The 18,779-nt window shown below is 42.1% G+C and carries 14 protein-coding genes; 7 read left to right on the top strand and 7 right to left on the bottom strand.

Annotation, left to right across the window (positions count from 1 at the left end; genetic code table 11):
• Window positions 1-46: 46 nt before the first annotated feature.
• Both FD725_RS06305 and FD725_RS06300 read right to left on the bottom strand, forming a co-directional pair.
• Window positions 47-1,474, bottom strand: a complete 1,428-nt coding sequence (locus FD725_RS06305; RefSeq protein WP_179047336.1) for an IctB family putative bicarbonate transporter — start codon at window positions 1,472-1,474, stop codon at window positions 47-49.
• Window positions 1,475-1,653: 179 nt separating this feature from the next.
• Window positions 1,654-3,210 (bottom strand): GAF domain-containing sensor histidine kinase, encoded by a 1,557-nt coding sequence (locus FD725_RS06300; protein WP_179047335.1) that lies wholly within the window; start codon window positions 3,208-3,210, stop codon window positions 1,654-1,656.
• 1,043 nt (window positions 3,211-4,253) lie between these two features.
• Between FD725_RS06300 and FD725_RS06295 the strand changes: the two genes are divergently transcribed.
• The 6 genes from FD725_RS06295 (at window position 4,254) to FD725_RS06270 (ending at window position 12,954) form a co-directional block, all read left to right on the top strand.
• A complete protein-coding gene (locus FD725_RS06295; RefSeq protein ID WP_372726726.1) occupies window positions 4,254-5,432 on the top strand; it encodes a DegT/DnrJ/EryC1/StrS family aminotransferase in 1,179 nt (392 codons plus the stop codon).
• A gap of 176 nt (window positions 5,433-5,608) precedes the next feature.
• On the top strand, window positions 5,609-6,520 hold the full coding sequence (gene crtB, locus FD725_RS06290) for a cyanoexosortase B (protein WP_179047333.1): 912 nt from the start codon (window positions 5,609-5,611) through the stop codon (window positions 6,518-6,520).
• Window positions 6,521-6,741: 221 nt separating this feature from the next.
• Window positions 6,742-7,461, top strand: a complete 720-nt coding sequence (locus FD725_RS06285) for a cyanoexosortase B system-associated protein (protein ID WP_179047332.1) — start codon at window positions 6,742-6,744, stop codon at window positions 7,459-7,461.
• A 32-nt stretch (window positions 7,462-7,493) separates the two neighbouring features.
• Window positions 7,494-8,843 carry a polysaccharide biosynthesis/export family protein gene (locus tag FD725_RS06280; RefSeq protein WP_179047331.1) on the top strand — a complete coding sequence of 450 codons (1,350 nt, stop codon included), beginning with the start codon at window positions 7,494-7,496 and terminating at the stop codon, window positions 8,841-8,843.
• Window positions 8,844-9,106: 263 nt separating this feature from the next.
• A complete protein-coding gene (locus tag FD725_RS06275; RefSeq protein ID WP_179047330.1) occupies window positions 9,107-11,287 on the top strand; it encodes a polysaccharide biosynthesis tyrosine autokinase in 2,181 nt (726 codons plus the stop codon).
• Between the two features lie 92 nt (window positions 11,288-11,379).
• Entirely contained in the window at window positions 11,380-12,954 is a 1,575-nt protein-coding gene (locus tag FD725_RS06270; RefSeq protein ID WP_179047329.1) for a serine/threonine-protein kinase, read from the top strand.
• A gap of 27 nt (window positions 12,955-12,981) precedes the next feature.
• Here the strand turns inward: FD725_RS06270 and FD725_RS06265 are convergent, their stop codons facing one another.
• The 5 genes from FD725_RS06265 to trxA all read right to left on the bottom strand — a co-directional run bounded on the left by FD725_RS06265 (window position 12,982) and on the right by trxA (window position 17,219).
• Entirely contained in the window at window positions 12,982-13,743 is a 762-nt protein-coding gene (locus FD725_RS06265; RefSeq protein ID WP_179047328.1) for a class II aldolase/adducin family protein, read from the bottom strand.
• A 144-nt stretch (window positions 13,744-13,887) separates the two neighbouring features.
• A complete protein-coding gene (locus FD725_RS06260) occupies window positions 13,888-14,553 on the bottom strand; it encodes a nitroreductase family protein (RefSeq protein ID WP_179047327.1) in 666 nt (221 codons plus the stop codon).
• A gap of 47 nt (window positions 14,554-14,600) precedes the next feature.
• Window positions 14,601-15,695 (bottom strand): alkene reductase, encoded by a 1,095-nt coding sequence (locus FD725_RS06255; RefSeq protein WP_179047326.1) that lies wholly within the window; start codon window positions 15,693-15,695, stop codon window positions 14,601-14,603.
• A 294-nt stretch (window positions 15,696-15,989) separates the two neighbouring features.
• Entirely contained in the window at window positions 15,990-16,784 is a 795-nt protein-coding gene (locus FD725_RS06250; protein WP_179047325.1) for an SDR family NAD(P)-dependent oxidoreductase, read from the bottom strand.
• Between the two features lie 102 nt (window positions 16,785-16,886).
• Window positions 16,887-17,219 (bottom strand): thioredoxin, encoded by a 333-nt coding sequence (gene trxA / locus FD725_RS06245; protein ID WP_179047324.1) that lies wholly within the window; start codon window positions 17,217-17,219, stop codon window positions 16,887-16,889.
• Between the two features lie 78 nt (window positions 17,220-17,297).
• Here trxA and FD725_RS06240 point away from each other — a divergent pair, with 78 nt between their 5' ends.
• Window positions 17,298-17,639, top strand: coding sequence for a helix-turn-helix transcriptional regulator (locus FD725_RS06240; RefSeq protein ID WP_179047323.1), 342 nt, complete (start codon window positions 17,298-17,300; stop codon window positions 17,637-17,639).
• Window positions 17,640-18,779 lie beyond the last annotated feature (1,140 nt).

Below are 18,779 nucleotides of genomic sequence, written 5' to 3'. Positions count from 1 at the left end.
TCTTCTACCCTCATACCCCTATACCCCCACACAGATAAGTCTGACGTTAATTTGTTGCAGTTTCTGGATTGGGTGAATCAAGTTCTGGATTTTGGTCTGGATGCACGGGTGTCCAATAGCTAGCAATTAAGGCCACCATCAGCCACCAAAGTGTATTGACTTCAGGACGAAACCAGATTGTATCTACCGTACCGTGAGCCAGCATCCCCAACAAGCTGGCAAACGCGCCAATTAACCAAAATCCTTGTCTATTGGCAGATTGTCGTAACCGTGCTAGTTGGATTAATGCCGCATTAAAGGTGACAATGATTAGCCACAGAAAACAGGCTAACCCAATCAAACCAGTTTCTACCGCTACCTCTAGGAAAATGGAATAAGCACTCAACGCGGTGTAACGAGGACGCTGGTACAGTGGATAGACTTTATTGAAAGAATTATGTCCAGGGCCAATGCCAATGATCGGGCGATCGCCAATCATCTCAAATACAGCATCCCACACATTCCGGCGAAAATTATTGCTACTATCCCGACGATCAGCAAAGATACTCAAAACTCGAAAGCGGACTGGCTCAACAAAGATAACAGCGATCGCCAATACTCCAATTAAACTCCCTAAAAGTATAGGCAATGACCAAGTTTGCCAAAAAGGTGGCATTTCTAAACCCCACCAGTAAACTAGTAATGCTGCCACAGCCAAAACTGCTACTAGTAAACCAATCCAACCACCACGACTAAAAGTCAAAATTAAACAAGTACTATTGACAATTAACATTGTCAATGCTAATGCTTTTTTAATCCAGCCTTGCCAAGCAAAAATTGCTACTAAACTAAAAACTACTCCAGGTAGTAAATACCCAGCTAGAAGATTAGGATTTCCCAAATAACTATAAACTCTGGTGGTTTTCGACAGAGGAGATTCCGGATCAACCCAGGTAGCCAATTGTGCTGCGCCAAAAAACCATTGCCGCAACCCGTAGACACTCACAATTAAGGACACGTGTAAGTAAAGGCTAATAATCCAAGACCTGAGACGAGGCGATCGCAACACCCTAGCACAAAGGGTAAACAGCAGCAGATACAACGTCAAAGTTGCCAAGTCATTCAACGCTGCTTTTTTGACTGGGGATAATGCTGTTGCTATTAATGCAACTCCCCAATAAAGCAACACTAATAGGTGAATCGGCGTAAAAAGTGAAGCCCTTGTTGGGGATGGTTCATCGGACAAAGTTAGTAGTAACCAAAATCCCACACAAGCAACCAGTAAAACTCCTACAAGGGTGCTAGAGGCAAAGGGGGCCAGAATGTAGACCAAGCTGAGTAACGCAGCTGCGATCGCATCTCCCCACTGTAGCAAGACACTAGTTTGCCGCCAAGAGGACAATAGTCCCACCAGATAACGGTGTACGTAACTGGTCGCCAGATATTGTTTTAACGGTAAAGTAGATAAAGTAAATTGTTGCCAGACTAAATTCATAAAACAAGCTGCCATTAATTAGCAAGACCACACTGCTCTTGGACTTGATCTTAATGCGGCTCATTATAAGAAGGTAATCACACAGATTGCAAATTAGTTGTGCTGTCCTGATGAGCAGTAACTCCAGTCCCAGCACATCATATCTCATTATTTATTTACCTAATGACTATAACTAGCTTTTATGGAATTTCACTGACTTGAGAATTAGTAGCTAATTGTAATGGTAAAGTCAGTACATAACGATGCCCTGATTCTGGGGTTCCTTGAATAGAAATTTGTCCACCATGTAATTCCGCTAGCTGACAACTCAACAATAAACCCAAACTTTCACGAGACAAATTACTCTGACCGGAAATCGTATCTCCATCAGGATTAACAGCTAAAACTTGAGCATAAGCATCAGTTAAAGTTTGTAACCTCTCTAGTGTTATTGGTAAGTTTCCTGATTCTTGAGGATTTTCTGATTGCTTAGTGTAAATGGCTGTTTCAGCTGTCAGCTCATATAAAGATAAGGAATTAAGTCGGAAATATGGGTCAACATCAGTAATCCCATCTCCTAACCAGGGATGAGAAACCCAAACAGTAATACTGAGTGTATTTTCTTTATAAGAAACATGAATACGTACAATACTACCAGTAGCAGAGAGTTGAATCACACTAAAAATCAGGTGATACAGTATTTGTCTAACTTTATCTTTATCTAAAGGCCAAATACGACCATGCCCCGGTTCTATCGACAAGCGAATATCTTGTTCACGGCGGTTAGCCGCTTCTTCTAAAGTATTAATGGCTTGTTGACACAGCATTTCAATATCTACAGGAGCCAGATTTAGTACATTTGGTTTTTCATCGATTGCTCCTAGTTCGGTAATTTCATTGACTAAAGAAAGCAAGTAGCGACCGCTATGTTGAATGATATCTAGATATTCTCTTTGCTTTGTGGTTAATGGGCCATAAATTTCCCGTCCTAAAACACTTGCCATCCCTAATACAGATGTCAATGGTGTACGTAATTCCTGTGTTAGTTGTGCTAAAAGTTCTAGTTTGACTTGCTTGGTTGAAAGAGATTCTGTTTCTAAACTAGATGGAGTAACTTTGACCTCACGTGGCGCTTCTTCTGGCAGTAACAAAGTAGGAGCGTTTTTAACACTACTTTGTTCTGGTCTTCCTTGCATCAGTAATCGATTCCGCTCAAACTCGCTCATGCTCCAACGAGCGATAATTTGCAAAAACTCAGCATCTCTGGTCGTAAAATTACGTGGTACTAAATCCATCACGGCTAGTACACCTAAGCAATTGCCTTCAGCATCAGTCAGTGGCGCTCCTAAATAAGCCCGGATGCCATATTCTTGGATCAACTTGCCAGTCGCTAATATTGGGTCTGCAATAGTTTTTGTATCGTTTATGACGATAACTTGAGAATTTTCCACTACTTGCGTACAGAAAGATTCTTGACGTAATAATTGGCGACTTTGAGCTAAATTATTCATTAATCCCAGCCTGGATAAGCCCACTGCCGATTTAAACCAATGACGTTCTTGGTCGATGAACCCCAATATGGAAATTGGTGCTTCCAAAAAATGAGCCGCAGTTTGAGTAGCTTCTTCAAAAACTGGTATCGTTTCTGGTTGTCGCAAACCTAATTCCAATAATGCTTTGAGGCGTTGCTGCTCTCTTGTTTCCTGAGAAGCCCAACCATCCTTAATGGCAAAAAATTTGTTTTCCGGCTCTACCATTGACACCGCTACCTTAATAAATGCTCGATACTGTAATTTATATAACCGCTAATACTGGGTTATCGAACAGAATTCAGGAGTCAGGAGCCAGAATTCAGTATGAATTCTGTGCGACTGGCGGATGAATAAATGGGTCTAAAACCCCCTCCAAATCTACGATTTGGAGTTCTACCCTTCGGGAACACCAAAGGCGTACAATGAGTCGCGGTCTGAATTCCCGACTCATTGATTCTGACTCCTGAATTCTGACTTCTGAATTCTTCTTCAAGATGTACTATTTTTAAGCATTCCCCAATTTTGCTGCGGATAAACAAGCTGGAAATAAAAATTTTCTACTCCTAAATTTAAATAAGTGAAACCTGTAGTTTAAAGTACTGATTTTACGCTTAACACGTAAGTACCATCACTAAAACATCTCTGACAGTACGTTAGTTTATGAGCTAATTAGGGTATCTTAACAGGCAACAGGTAACCTGAAAGCAGATTTTTCAATTTTTATAGCGCAGCGCTTATCTGTTGTTTGGGATCTGGTTTCATCCCTTCCTTGTGAGCGGTTGTCAGTTGTTTTGCCACTGGCTACTGACCACTGACAAAAACTCTATCGGTTTGTGAGTGGAGTTTTTCATTAAATTAGGTTTAATGTTTATATTGATTTCGCATAATCAACTACTAGCTAAAAATATAGATAATTACACTATTTGCCCATAGATTTACGTTAAGCGATCGCTGTTTTTCATAAAAATTAAAATGGGGGGAATAGATAAAATCACATATTTCATGAAAATAAAAAGTTCATGAAATATTTACAAGTTTTTGATAATTATGGTTTGTACAAAGATGAATGTTATGTCATAAAGGCATCATACAGCAAAATTAATAACTCAGCATAACCTGCCTCTAGGCAATGCTTACACAAGTAAAACAAACTCTGTATCTGGTTTTGAGGGTTAGATAAGGAAATTCACTTTGATTACACGCTGCTGTAGGTATGGATAGAGAAAATGCTCGTATTTTATTATTGGAGCTAACTAGTAATGGATAAAATGACTGTCAAAATTCCTTTTGTAGACTTAGCATTACAACACCAACCAATTCAAGCTCAAATACAACAGGCAATTGAGAAAGTATGTAACCAGGGAGATTTTATTTTAGGAAAAGCAGTTGCAGACTTCGAGTCAGCATTTGCAGCTGCATCTGGAGCAAAATATGGTGTAGGCGTAGCATCAGGAACAGATGCGATCGCTTTGGGTTTGCAAGCCTGTAATATTGGCCCTGGGGATGAGGTGATTTTACCTGCCAATACTTTTGTGGCCACATTGATTGGTGTCGTGCAAGTAGGGGCTAAACCCATTTTGGTGGATTGTGATCCTCAAACAGCGTTAATTGACTTACAAGCAGCAGCCAAGGCAGTCACAGCCCAGACAAAAGCTATTATCCCCGTCCATTTGTATGGTCAGATGGTATCACCCCACCAGCTACTAGATTTTGCCGATACCTACAAAGTCTTAATTTTTGAAGATGCTGCACAAGCACATTTAGCACACCGCGATGGATATCAAGCTGGTTCTGTGGGAACAGCCGCAGCTTTTAGTTTCTATCCCAGTAAAAATTTAGGGGCATTCGGTGATGGGGGAATACTCCTGACTCAAGATGCTGATATTGCCAGTAAAGTTGCCCGTATCCGTAATTATGGTTCATCTCAGAAGTATGTTCATATCGAGATGGGGACAAATAGCCGTTTGGATACATTACAAGCAGCCGTGTTGCTAGAAAAATTACCACATTTACCACAGTGGAATAGCGATCGCCTCAGCATTGCCCAAACATATGATATAGAATTAGCACCACTGGCATCGGCAGGGATTATTCCCATGCACAACCAAAGTGGAGATGGTCATGTTTACCATCTTTACGTGATTAAAATTGATGATTCATGTGCTGTAGAACGCCAAGAAATTCAAGCACAACTAACAACAGCAGGTATCCAAACGGGCATTCACTACCCAATTCCCTGTCATTTACAACCAGCATTCAGGGATTTGGGTTATCAACCGGGAGATTTTCCCCATGCGGAACAACTAGCCAAACAAATACTATCTTTACCAATGTACCCTGGTTTGAACCATAGCCAAATTAGAGAAGTCGTAGCGACTATCGCCAAGGCAGTTGGTAATTTTACCGAAAAACCTACATCTATTACCAGACAAAGTAAAGTAGCATAGATGACAGATAGATGAAGTTACGAGAGCGATCGCCTCTTGTGGTCATAGTGAAAAACTAGAGTTATTCACTGCCAATCTCAAATTAAAGTCTTTAAATCAATGGTCAGTGGCACTAACACTGACCAGTTTGTATGTAGAATCTCTGGTTTTTGAATTGTTAATCTTGAATTTTTCTTATGGCACTTCAGCAACAGATTAAAAACCGCAGCATAGACCAACTAATTGGTATAGGTATTTTCGGTGTACTAGTCCTACTTTACGCACCTATTTTATGGCATTGGCTGGACGGCTGGCTTTACAAAACTATCAGCACAGAACACGAATATTTTAGCCACGGAATTATAGGTATCCCCTTTGCTGCTTATCTTGCTTGGGGAAATCGCAAAAAATGGCAACGTCTAGCTAATAAAACTCATCCTCTGGGCGGAACTTTACTTGTTCTGGGGGGAATATTTTATTTGACTGGTGTTACCGAGTGGGTGAATCTCTCCTTACCGACGATCTTAGCAGGATTGTGCTTATGGTTTAAGGGTTTACCTGGGTTGAGATTGCATGGTTTCTCTCTGTTGCTAGTATTATTAGCCACCCCGACAGCTGTACCTTATCTGATTGCACCTTATACGTTTCCCCTGCAAAGCTTCATCGCTGGGACAGCAGGTTTTATACTCAATCAGGTGGGTATAGTAGCGATCGTGGATGGGATAAATATTTATGTCAATGGCAGAATTGTTGAGGTTGCTCCCTACTGTGCTGGGTTGAAGATGTTGTTTACAACTATCTACGTCAGCTTAATGCTGCTTTATTGGACAGGAACCTTAGCCTCACGCCGCATCACTATTTGGTTTTTATCTACCGGTGTGATCATTAGCGTGATTGCTAATATTATTCGCAACACTTTACTCAGCTACTTTCATGGCACTGGCCAAGAAGGGGCTTTTAAATGGCTACATGATAGTTGGGGTGGTGATCTTTACTCTGCTTTGATGCTACTGTCCTTAGTGCCATTGTTAAATTGGATGGATAGTTATTTCTCAGTACTGCCAGACACTGAACCAGAAAAAGATACCGAAGTAGGAGTAAGTGAGTAGCAACTCATATTAACTTGCATAGAGACGTAGCATTGCTACGTCTTTATTTTTTCCGGCTCTCATAGTGAAGAAAATTTATCAAGACTTTATACACCTAAACACAGTCAATAAAATTGCTGTGCAGGTTCTATTGTATAACCATAGGTAGACTGAGAATTTTACTGAACCCACAGTGTCATTTATTCAAGTAAAATTTTGCGTAAATATAGCAATTTTTACGAATGACTTACTTATCTAAACTTTTCCCAGAAAAGCATTTATCTTCCATCGGTGTGCTTTTACTATTGCTAGTCTTACTGATAGTAGGAGCTGTTCCTGGGTACTTAAGTGGCAAATGGCAATGGCAAGAACCTCTACCCATTACCAACCTAAAGGAATTAAAAGAAATTCGGAACCAAGGATTAAATTTACCTGGTTGGCAAACTGTTGATCAAGTAGAACAACCCATTGGTGAACATAAATGGTCTTTACAACTCCTGAAACAAGAAGGAACAAAAAATCAGGCGCTACTTTTATTGCTGCCCCAAAATGGCCCCAAAGATCAACCAGAAATTGAGTGGACAGATATTAGTGGTTGGGGAAAAGCTCGCTGGGGAAAATGGGACATAGCACAATCGCGTCCAGCGCAATTAACTATTGCGGGTAAAAATGGCAAAACTCAAGTAGAAGCCACATTTTATCGTGTTTCTACTAATCAAGAGACACTAGCTGTTTTGCAATGGTATGCCTCGCCCAATGCCGGTTATGCCACACCTTTTCGCTGGTTTTTGGCAGATCAAGTGGCACAATTACATAAACATCGCGCTCCGTGGGTAGCAGTGAGTATTCTGATTCCGATGGAGCCTCTAGGCCAGGTGGAAACTACTTGGCCTTTAGCGCAGTCAATTGGTGAAATTGTTCAAGCCAGATTAATGGCAGGGCCTTTAAAAATCAGTTCATGATTGGCTCTTTGCAGTATATCCTGAATTCAGCAATGTTCATAGTTTCCAGTGCTTATATGCGTGCATTTAGCGCCCTATGCTTAGTAAGTTTACAAGTAGGGCTTTTCTTCACTACCAATTTTCAGCCTGTTGTAGCTCAATCTTTACCATCTTCAGGAGAATCACCAGGAAAATTCCCCGCACCTCCACCAGAGGCTGATGTTGTACCGCCAGGAACAAATAACGAAACTTCTCCCCAATTTAGTCGTTATTTACTGGGGCCTGGTGATGTGATTAATGTCACATTTCCCCGTCCTCCTGGGGCTTATCGCTTGGGGCCAGGAGATGTGATTAGTGTGGTTGTCCAACGGTTTCCTGATTTGAGTTTTCAAGCGCAAATTAATCCAGAGGGTAATATTATCGTTCCGCTTTTGGAGACAGTACCACTCCAGGGTTTAACTTTGCCTGAAGCGCAAACCAAAATTCGCTCCTTGCTTAATCGTTATGTGGTTGATCCGATAGTGGTTTTGTCTTTATCCTCACCACGTCCAGATGCCAGTTTTCAAGCGCAAGTTAATCCAGAGGGTAATATCATCGTTCCCCAAGTTGGCAACTTGTCGGTACAAGGCTTGAGCTTGGAAGAAGCACAAGAAAAAATTCGCTTGAGTTTAAGTCGGATTTTGACTGACCCAATTTTAGTGGTGTCATTGGCAAGTCCCAGACCAGTACAAGTAAGTATTAGCGGCGAAGTTTTTAAACCGGGTATTTATAATCTGAATGCTTCCTTGCCCAGAATTGCTGATGCTTTGCTGGTGGCTGGGGGGTCTACAATCGGTGCAGATTTGCGGCAAGTGCAAGTTCGTCGCAGGTTGATGGATGGTTCAGCAATTTCTCAAACTATTGACTTGTACGCCACGTTGCAAAATGATGGTTCAATTCCTAGTTTACGCTTACAAGATGGCGATGCACTGATTATACCCCGTCGAGAAGTGGGTACGGAAGATGGTTACGATCGCAATTTAGTCGCGCGTTCATCCTTGGCTGTACCACAGATTCGCGTCCGGGTGCTGAATTATGCTGCTGGTGGTTTGGTGACACAAACTCTGCCTAACGGTAGTACATTTATCGATGCCTTGGGAGGGATAAATCTGGATACTGCTAATGTCCGAGAAATTGCTCTTGTCCGCTTCGATCCGGAACGAGGTAAGGCCGTCACCCAAAAACTTGATGGGAAAAAAGCTTTATCTGGTGATGTCTCGCAAAACGTGCCACTACAAGATAATGATGTTATTGTAGTTGGACGCAACTTAGTGGGTAGGATTACTAATTTCCTCAGTACGATTACGCAACCTTTCTTTAATGTTCGCTCATTTTTAAACTTTTTTGAAAACTTTGGTAGGTAGTCAGTCTCAAAATGAGCAGGGCAGGGTTAAGCACTATGAGAAAATCAGAAGATTACAAAAGAACAAATCTAGGTGACTAATGAATCATGAATGATGAATAATAACTAGTAAGTAACTGAGCAAAATTAATTTCCCAGATATTTTTGCTTAGACCCATGTCCGAATTTTACCCAGGTATTGATTTTGTTGAGCTACTTAACTATTGTGATCTCTGCTCGTTGACCAGTACATAAAGTTCCGTCCATCTTTCATCTGTTTCTGTTATGACCCCACCAATTGTTAAGCGTTATATTATTGCTTTCGAGAAGTATAAATGGATTGGATTAGCCGGCTTTGCATTGGTGGTAGCGGGGTCAACAGTTGTGGCTCTCCAACCAGAACCACCAACTACATATACAGCAAGCGGTGCGCTGACCTATTCTCGTCCTCCGGTATCATTTTCAACTACAGGTAGTGAAATTCAGCAACAAGGACAGGAATTAAACGAGCAAGTTTTACTATCAGATCAAGTGCTAGCGAGTGTAGCAACCAAGGTCAATCTTTCACCCAAAAAGATTGGTTCAAGTGTAGCAATTACACTACCGAGAAAAAATCCCCGGACGGGAGAGCTAGAGTCTAACGTCATTTCTCTAGCATATAAAGATACTGACCCCAAAATTGCTCAAACAGTCTTACTAGAACTGATGCAGGCAATGGTCAAACTGAGTAGTGATATTAATACTGGACGATTAAGGGCAATTATTGAAAAAATTAATGAACGCATCCCCCAAGCTAGATCAGAGTTACAAGCAGCAGAGTCGAGGCTAGAATTGTACGATCGCCGGGAGCGTCCAGCTATATTAGCCGCAGAAAATGGTAGTTTATTGGGTGCGGTTACCAACAGTCAAAATCAACAACGAGTGATTCAACAGACAATCACCGGCATCGATGCCCAAATTCGCAGCTTACAAAATAAATTGGGCTTAAATGTTGGGCAATCTTACGTTTCCTCAGCTTTGAGTGCTGACCCGATTATTGGCAACCTGCGATCGCAAATCTATCAAACCGAGTCACAAATCGCCCTCTTACGGAAAGATTTGCGTCCAGAACACCCAACGATGATCCAACTGCAACGCCAGAAGCAAGCTACTGAAGAATTACTCCAACAACGAGCAGCAGAAGTGATTGGTGGTGGTGGGACAACAGCACCCCTAGCGGGTAGTATTGAGGGCATCCGGACGCAAAGTAGTCTAGATCCAGCCCGTCAGCAATTAGCTAACCAAATGGTATCTTTGCAAACCCAAAAAGAAACCTTGCAACAACAGTTAGCCCAGCAATTTCGGGAAGAAGTCCAATTACGGCAAGAATATTCGCAGATACCCAACAAACAATTAGAGCGATCGCGTCTAGAACAGGCAGTAGGACTCAAGAAAGCAGTTTACGATCAAATGCAGTCCAAGTTAACTGATGCCCAAACTGCTGAGGCGGAAACAGTCAGTAGTTTCGGGATTGCTAGACCTCCCGCCGTCTCAGCTGATGCGAAAAAACCCAAGAGTGTACCTTTAACTTTGGCTGTGGGTGGTTTCCTGGGATTGATCGTTGGTGGTGGGGTAATCTTCTTATTGGGTGCTTTGGAAGGCACGCTCAGAACCAGAGAGGACATCAAAGAAAACCTCAAACAACGAGAGGTGGCAATGTTGGGAGAAGTCCCTCTCATGCCAGTGGATGATTTACCACCAGACGCATTACCTGTAGTGCTTTCTCTAGATTCTGTGTACTTAGAATTTTACGAGAAGTGCCGGAGTAATCTGCGCCGACTCGGTGGTAGAACATTGAAAGTATTATTGGTGACTAGTACTAGTAGTAAAGAAGGTAAAACAACCAGCGCTTACAACTTGGGTATAGCCTCAGCCCGTGCTGGCAAGAGAACCTTAATTATCGAGACAGATTTGCGATCGCCCTCTAAGTCTTCATCTCTGAGAGTCACACCAGACCCAGATGCCACCATTGAACCCCTACGTTACTACGCTAGCCTAAGTGAATGTATCCGCTTAGTACCGGAAGTGGAAAACCTCTACATTATCCCTAGTCCAGGGCCTGTACGTCAATCTGCCGCTATTTTAGAGTCTAGCGAAATGCGGCGACTCTTAGAAGATGTGAGGGAGCGATATGATTTAGTGATTTTAGATTCCAGTCCTTTAAGTGTATCTAACGATCCTCTGTTAATTCAACCTTATAGCGATGGTATTGCTCTGGTATCACGAGTCAACTACACTCAAGAAAATATGTTAGGTGAAGCGATCGATCAACTAGTCGAGGCAGAACTAGGATTGTTAGGGGTAATCATCAATGGTGCTGATATGCTGATTGCTGTACCTCAATCTACAGAATCCGATTCTGTAACGGATGAACAAAGAGTCAATCCAGAATCTGAAGAGATTTCTGTGGGTGTCAATCAAAATTAATACTACAAAAGTCAATAGTCAAATGAAATTACGTAGCTTGCTTCTCGCCTTTGGCGAGTATTACGAATTACGAATTACGAATTACATAACCTATGGATACGCTGCTGAATAATCGCTATCGAGTGATTCGGACTTTGGGGAGTGGTGGATTTGGCGAAACTTTCTTAGCGGAAGATAGTCAAATGCCTTCTCACCGTCGCTGTGTGATTAAACAGCTCAGACCAATTCATCATAATCCCCAGATTTATCAACTAGTCCAAGAAAGATTTCAAAGAGAAGCAGCGATTTTAGAAGATTTGGGTGGTTATTCAGACCAAATTCCCAGCTTGTATGCTTATTTTCAAGCTGATACACAATTTTATGTAGTTCAAGAATGGATTGAAGGAGATACACTCACAGCCAAAATTCAGCAGCAAGGCTTGTTGAGTGAAAGCTCAGTCAGAGAAATATTAATCAATATCCTACCTGTTTTAGAATACATTCATGGCAAACGGATTATTCACCGTGATATCAAGCCAGACAATATTATTTTGCGTCATCGAGATGGTAAGCCTGTACTGATTGATTTTGGTGCAGTACGGGAATCAATGGGAACAGTGGTAAATTCCCAAGGCTTACCCACCAGTTCGATTGTCATTGGTACACCTGGATATATGCCGAGTGAGCAAGCCGCAGGTAGACCAGTGTATTCTAGTGATTTATATAGTCTAGGGATGACAGCAATTTACTTGCTGACTGGGAAACAACCCCAAGACTTAGAAACAGACTCCCACAGTGGAGAGATTATCTGGCGCAGACACGCCTTGAGTGTTAGTCCTACCTTAGCAGCTGTGATTGATCGAGCGATCGCCTATCATCCACGAGAACGCTTTGCCACTGCTAGAGAAATGCTAGAAGCCTTACAAGTCGGGATAGTCAACTTTCCCGCTACAGTTGCCTATCAGCAACCAGCCGTAGCACCGACATCGCCAGTTTCCCATCTACAACCAAGCAACACTCCATCATCTCCTGCTACCTTAACAAATACAGTTGCTGTCAGTCCCAGAGCAGTTGCTACTTCTGCACCTGTAAATCAAAGTAATAACCAGAAAGGAATTGTCCTGGGGAGTATCATTGCTGGTAGTTTGATAGGTACTTCCATCATGATTGGTTTAGCTTTGAATAAACCAAATCAACCTGCTACTCAGAATGTCGAGCCAGTAGCTAGTTCTCCAGTCGCCACCACTCCTGCAACATCAATAAACGAGAATACCACACCACAAACTCCCATCACCCAACAACCAGTACAGACTACACCATCTCAAATCCCTACCTCAACCGAGTCAGTAGTTGCTAGACCATCACCAGCAGAAGCTGTAGAGAATTATTATGACACCATTAATCAAGGTGAATATCGCTCTGCGTGGAATTTGCTATCTCCTAGCTACCAAAATAATCGACAACTCCACCCCAACGGTTACTTATCATATCTTGATTGGTGGGGCGGACAGGTGCAAAGTATAGATGTTGAGCAAGTCAGTTTGGTTGAGGCTAATTCAGAAATAGCCACAGTTGACGCTCAATTAAATTACTCATTAAAAAATGGCAAACAAGTACCGAGTTCTGTGCGTTTCTCGATGTTATGGGATGCAGACAATAATCGATGGGTAATTAGTGGTGCTAAGTAATGAGTTTTCCACTCCACTTACTCGCTTTTATTCAAACGCATCAGGTTCTTCACGAACAATTCGGTCGTAAAGTGGCTGAAAACTAAACCACCCTGCCTTCGGTGCGCCTACTTGACTGTGTGTTAACCGGGCAGTTTCATGACCAATCACTTTAGGTTTACCCGCAGCTTCTGCTAAGAGTTGGGCTTGACAAGAACGCTCTAAAGTGATGTACCAAAAGACAGCTTCATCGACTGTATGTCCTACTGTCAGGATACCATGATTACGTAAAATGATGGCTTTATTCTGCCCTAGAGTTGCAGCTAAACGTTGACCTTCCGAAGAGTCTAAAATGACACCTGTATAATCATCTAATAATGCGTGGTCTTCATAAAAAGCACAAGCATCTTGAGTCAGGGGGTCAAGTAAACGACCTAAGCTAGACCAAGCTTTACCATAAATAGAATGGGCATGAGCAGCCGCTACAACATCAGGTCTAGCTTCATGAATCTGCGAGTGAATAGCGAAAGCGGCTTGATTTATCTGAGCATCACCTTTAACTACATCACCTTCTCGATTAACTAATATCAAGTCGGATACCCGAATATGACCAAAGTATGTTCCTAGTGGATTTACCCAGAAGTGATCTGTAAACTCTGGATCGCGAGCTGTGATGTGTCCTGCTATACCTTCACTAAAGCCAAACCTGCCAAATAGGCGAAAGGCAGCCGCTAAACGTTGTTTGCGGTGTAGCCGTTCTTCTTCAAAGTTATTAAATACTGGGAGTTGGGATTTACTAAATACGGACATTTGATTTTTTCCCTTGACTATAGAGGTGGAGGGATGGGGAGAGGGAATCAGTTACCAGTTAACAGTTATCAGTTACCAGTTAATAAAAGTTCACTGTTCACTGTTTACACCCCTGCTTGCCTCCTTCCCATGCCCAAGCAAGAATTATCCTGGGTAAGGATTATGGATTGTGTCTACAAAAACATTGTGTGATAATGGCAGGCGACCAGGATTTAAGCGGGGTTCGGCTGCATAGCCTACAGGAACTAAGACAGCGATCGCTAAATCAGGCTCATCTGCTGCACCAATCACTTCTTTAACTTTATCTTCAATCCAGCCATTCATAAAGCAGGTAGACAAACCCAAACTTTCGGCGGCTAAGACTAGATGAGTAGAAGCAATAATTGCATCTTTAATCGCATATTCCCGGCGCTTGTCTCCCAATCCTGCTTGAAATTGGGGGATAGAGCTTTTAAAATAATTGACTGTGCCTTCATTCCATGCTTTATTTTCTAAAGCTATTTCAAAAATCGGCGTTAAGTCTTTTTCCCCGGCGTTGGCATCTGCGGCAAACACAAAGGTAACTGGCGCTTCCGCAACTTGTTTTTGGTTCCAAGCGGCGGCCGCAAGGGCGGCTCTTTTCGCCTCATCTTGAACCAGAATTATCCGCCAAGCTTGAACATTAAAGCTACTAGGTGCAGCTACGGTTAACTCCACTAACTGCTTGAGTAAATCTGGGGCGATGGGATCTGTTTTAAAAGTTTTAATGGAACGACGCTGAACTATAGCACTCGGTACATCTAGAGGTTGAGTTTTAGTGATTGTACTCATGAGATTCTCCTCTTATGTGATTTAAATATTGTAATTGCACTTATCTACTAACTAGCCACCGACCAAAAAGGATAATCTGTATAACCCTTTGCTCCACCACTATAAAATGTTGTGGGATCTGGTTGATTTAATGGTGCATTGGCAGCCAAGCGTTTTGGTAAATCTGGGTTCGAGATAAATAGAACACCAAAAGCAACTAAATCTGCGGCTTGATTTGCCAGTACTGTATCACCTTTTTCACGGGTGTAACCACCATTGACAATTAGTGTACCTGTATAACGTTCCCTGATATGACTAGTAGGAACAACTGTTCCACCATGTCTGATATCTGCGTCTATGGCTTCAAAGATGTGTAGATATCCTAAATTAAATTGATTGAGTGCTTGAGCCGCGTAACCAAAAGTTTCTAAAGGATGGGAATCACGCATATCGTTAAAGGTTCCACTAGGAGATAGTCTGACTCCTACTCGTTGGGAATCCCACACACTTGTCACCGCTTCAGTCACTTCCCATAACAATCGAGCGCGATTTTCAATAGAACCACCATACTTATCTGTACGTTGATTCGTACCATCCCTGAGAAACTGGTCTATTAAATAACCATTGGCAGCATGAATTTCTACACCGTCAAATCCTGCGGCTAAAGCATTGGCAGCCCCTAGCCGATATTGTTCTACAATGGCTGGAATTTCAGCAGTATCCAAAGCGCGGGGTGTCACGAAGGGTTTTTTGCCTTCATAAGTTGCTGCTTCACCTTGGGGTTTAATGGCAGAAGGTGCTACAGGTAATGTTCCATCCGGTTGTAAGTCAGGGTGAGAAATTCTACCAACGTGCCACAGTTGCAGAAAAATTTTGCCACCTTGTTGATGCACTGCTTCCGTGACTAATTGCCAACCTGCTACTTGTGCTGGTGAATGAATGCCCGGTGTATGGGGATACCCTTGCCCTTGGGGTGAAACCTGTGTAGCTTCGGCAATAATCAATCCAGCTGACGCACGCTGAGTATAGTAAGTAGCATTTAATTGATGTGGTACATTCCCCTCACCTGCTCTTTGTCTAGTCAAAGGAGCCATAACTATCCGATTGGGTAGTTCTAAATCACCTAATTTGTAAGGTGAGAACAAGTTGATATTTGTAGACATAATGTTTTTGGAAAAATTTAGTTATTGGTTATTGGGCAATGGGCAATATGGAAGAGTCATTAGTTATTAGTCATTAGTCATTAGTCAATGGTCAATGGTCAATAGTCAGCACTCCGACTTCCAACTTCCACCCAGCACTCACTCCCTCACTCCCCAAATCAGTTACCAGTTATCAGTTACCAGTTAATAAACGTTCACTGTTCACTGTTTACTGTTCACTGTTCACTGTTTACACCCCTCACTCCCTACTCAGCGCGGGCTGCATCGCCCCGCTTCCGCTAACAGCACTCAGTACTAAACAATTGATCGCACAACGCCACCATCTACGCGCAAGGCTGCGCCATTGGTGGCTGAGGCTAGGGGACTGGATAGATAAACTACAAGGTTTGCTACTTCTTCGTTGGTAGCAAAGCGTTGGATTAAGGATGTAGGACGGATATTTTGGAAAAACTCTTTTTCTACTTCAGCAGGTGTAATATGGCGATCGCTTGCTATTTTACTAATAAATTCTTCCACACCTTCTGAGCGTGTCGGCCCTGGTAAGACTGAGTTGACTGTCACTTGCGTCCCAGATGTTATCTCTGCTAAACCTCTGGAAATGGCTATTTGAGCAGTTTTAGTTGTGCCGTAGTGAATCATCTCGCTGGGAATTTGCACGCCAGATTCACTAGAAATGAAAATGATCCGCCCCCAGTTTTGCTCTAACATTTTTGGCAAATACTGGCGACTCAGGCGCACACCACTTAAAACGTTAACTTCAAATATGTGCAACCAGTCTTCGTCTGTGATCTCAAAGAATGCTTTCGGTTCGTAGATTCCTAAATTATTCACGAGGATATCGATTTGAGGAATCTGCTGCCCTATTTGCTCTATTCCTGTTTTTGTCGCTGCATCAGCTACCACGCCTAACACTTGAGCATGGGGATGACTGGATTTAATCTTGGCGATCGCCTGTTCTACTCTCTGTTGTGTGCGACCATTAATAATTACTGATGCACCTTCCTGGACTAGTGCTTCGGCTATGGCTAAACCAATACCTGCTGTTGAGCCACTCACTAGTGCAGATTTACCCTGTAATTTTAAGTCCATTGGATTTATTTCCTTTGGGGATTGGGGAGAGGATATTAGCCCGAAATCTTTATAGAGACGTTGCACTGCAACGTCTCTACAATCATTTTTACCAGATGTCTATTACTCTTCTTGGATATGTTGTGTTAGTGTTTTAGTCAGACTTGTCTTAGGGACAGCCCCTACGACTGTATCGACTTGCCGCCCTCCTTTAAATACCATGAGTGTAGGGATGCTGCGAATTCCGTAATGACTGGCAACTGTGGGATTTTGATCTGTGTTCAGCTTCACGACTTTTACTTGTCCTTCGTATTCGCTAGCCACTTCATCCACAACCGGCGCTACCATGCGACAAGGGCCGCACCAAGGGGCCCAAAAATCTACGAGAACGGGAATGTTACTATCCAGCACTTCTTGTTTAAATGTGGCTTCTGTGACGTTTGTAACGAATGACATAATCTTTTCTGCCTTTATTCGTTTGTTCGATTTTATCGAATAATAAAAATATAATTCATTTTTAGAGATAATGCAAGTATGAGATTTTTATATCACCCAGACCGAAAAGACATTTTTTTACCGGGGGTACTGTATGCTTTGGGCGATCCAGTACGCTTGGAGATTGTGCGTTTGCTAGCTAATAAGGGAGAGCAGTGTTGTGCTGACTTTGATTTTGCGATCGCTAAATCAACCATGTCTAACCACTTCAAGATTTTACGCGAATCTGGGGTGGTGATGAGTCGGAAAGAAGGGACACAGCATATCAATTGGTTACGAAGGGAAGATTTAGACTTGTTGTTTCCCGGATTATTAGATGCTGTATTGCGATCAGCTAAACCATTGTTAGTTTGTCAACAATCAATGGTGAATAGACAATAGGTAATATTGCGGAAAGAAATTAGTCATTTCACAGTATGAGCGATCGCTTATATTTGGCAAAGAAGCAATATTGCATACTGGCAAAAATACTTACCTATTTAGTCACTTCTGTCAATAGTTCCAACCTATAATCGTTGACCATTTTTGAATTCAAAATGCAAAATGCAAAATGCAAAATGACTCATATCTTGCACCAAGTGACTGGAAGTCGCACGCCACTTGCTACAAGTCGGGAAACCCGCCGACACTTGCTTCAATGGGGGGAACCCCCACAACGCAGTGTCTCCCCAACGCAGTGGCTTGGCTACACAGGCAAAACCCGCCTGCGCGGGTTTCAAATTGATAAGTACCTAAACAAAATTAATTACACATATCGTCTTCCTGTAATACCAATTCACAAAAATCCTGATACATATAGCTTACTCGTTGGGTATTGTCCGCCCACCGTTAAAACGGTGGTCTCATAGCTTAAGTCCATTAAAATGGACTCTGATATTCAGTCCTTTTGAGAGGACTTTAGCTATGAGACAGGGATTTACAATCCCTGACGGACTGACGGACTCACGTATTTGTATCATTATTAAAGTGAAATTGTATAACCTGTTCCCTCTCTTCACAAATGAATTTAATTTTGTGCGACTACTTATCAAAAGTTAGCCAATTTACTAGATGAGTAAAAGGTAAATTTTTACCTTTATAGAATTATTTATTAACCAAAGCTTAATCTTTCTTGTCTAATCTAATCTTAGTATTTTTACGGAATACACTTAAGTAACTTAGCGATAAGCTTTTAACCTAAAAAATTTATCCTAAACTAACTGATGAGGAAATTTAATATACACAAAGTTTAAATAAATATAAGGATATTGTAGGTGAATAGCATACCATCAGGTTTCTGCCTACTTGCGGGACGCTAGGCGAACCCTCAACTTATCCATAACTAGATAAAAATTTCTTTTCTGTAGTCTCTAACTTGCATTTTTCACAAACCGGTAGGGTCTGGTTGGAGCATATTTGTGAACTTGCTCCTACAGCCTCTGGATGTCGGTTTGATAAATTTCGGGAGAAATTCGGGTCTAACTGTGAGTCTCCATCGGTTTTGTTGCAGCTAAAGTTTTTGCTGTTGTGATTTGCTTGCTA

The sequence above is a fragment of the Nostoc sp. TCL26-01 genome (assembly GCF_013393945.1).
Taxonomy (GTDB): domain Bacteria; phylum Cyanobacteriota; class Cyanobacteriia; order Cyanobacteriales; family Nostocaceae; genus Trichormus.
This window is presented reverse-complemented; position numbering and strand designations above follow the sequence as displayed.

What these genes read in the sequence shown, in the direction of transcription:
- FD725_RS06280 (WP_179047331.1), top strand. Translation starts at nt 7,494, where the DNA reads ATGTTCATAGTTTCCAGTGCTTATATGCGTGCATTTAGCGCCCTATGC.
- FD725_RS06305 (WP_179047336.1), bottom strand. Translation starts at nt 1,474, where the DNA reads ATGAATTTAGTCTGGCAACAATTTACTTTATCTACTTTACCGTTAAAA.
- crtB (WP_179047333.1), top strand. Translation starts at nt 5,609, where the DNA reads ATGGCACTTCAGCAACAGATTAAAAACCGCAGCATAGACCAACTAATT.
- FD725_RS06285 (WP_179047332.1), top strand. Translation starts at nt 6,742, where the DNA reads ATGACTTACTTATCTAAACTTTTCCCAGAAAAGCATTTATCTTCCATC.
- trxA (WP_179047324.1), bottom strand. Translation starts at nt 17,219, where the DNA reads ATGTCATTCGTTACAAACGTCACAGAAGCCACATTTAAACAAGAAGTG.
- FD725_RS06265 (WP_179047328.1), bottom strand. Translation starts at nt 13,743, where the DNA reads ATGTCCGTATTTAGTAAATCCCAACTCCCAGTATTTAATAACTTTGAA.
- FD725_RS06270 (WP_179047329.1), top strand. Translation starts at nt 11,380, where the DNA reads ATGGATACGCTGCTGAATAATCGCTATCGAGTGATTCGGACTTTGGGG.
- FD725_RS06240 (WP_179047323.1), top strand. Translation starts at nt 17,298, where the DNA reads ATGAGATTTTTATATCACCCAGACCGAAAAGACATTTTTTTACCGGGG.
- FD725_RS06260 (WP_179047327.1), bottom strand. Translation starts at nt 14,553, where the DNA reads ATGAGTACAATCACTAAAACTCAACCTCTAGATGTACCGAGTGCTATA.
- FD725_RS06255 (WP_179047326.1), bottom strand. Translation starts at nt 15,695, where the DNA reads ATGTCTACAAATATCAACTTGTTCTCACCTTACAAATTAGGTGATTTA.
- FD725_RS06295 (WP_372726726.1), top strand. Translation starts at nt 4,254, where the DNA reads ATGACTGTCAAAATTCCTTTTGTAGACTTAGCATTACAACACCAACCA.
- FD725_RS06250 (WP_179047325.1), bottom strand. Translation starts at nt 16,784, where the DNA reads ATGGACTTAAAATTACAGGGTAAATCTGCACTAGTGAGTGGCTCAACA.
- FD725_RS06300 (WP_179047335.1), bottom strand. Translation starts at nt 3,210, where the DNA reads ATGGTAGAGCCGGAAAACAAATTTTTTGCCATTAAGGATGGTTGGGCT.
- FD725_RS06275 (WP_179047330.1), top strand. Translation starts at nt 9,107, where the DNA reads ATGACCCCACCAATTGTTAAGCGTTATATTATTGCTTTCGAGAAGTAT.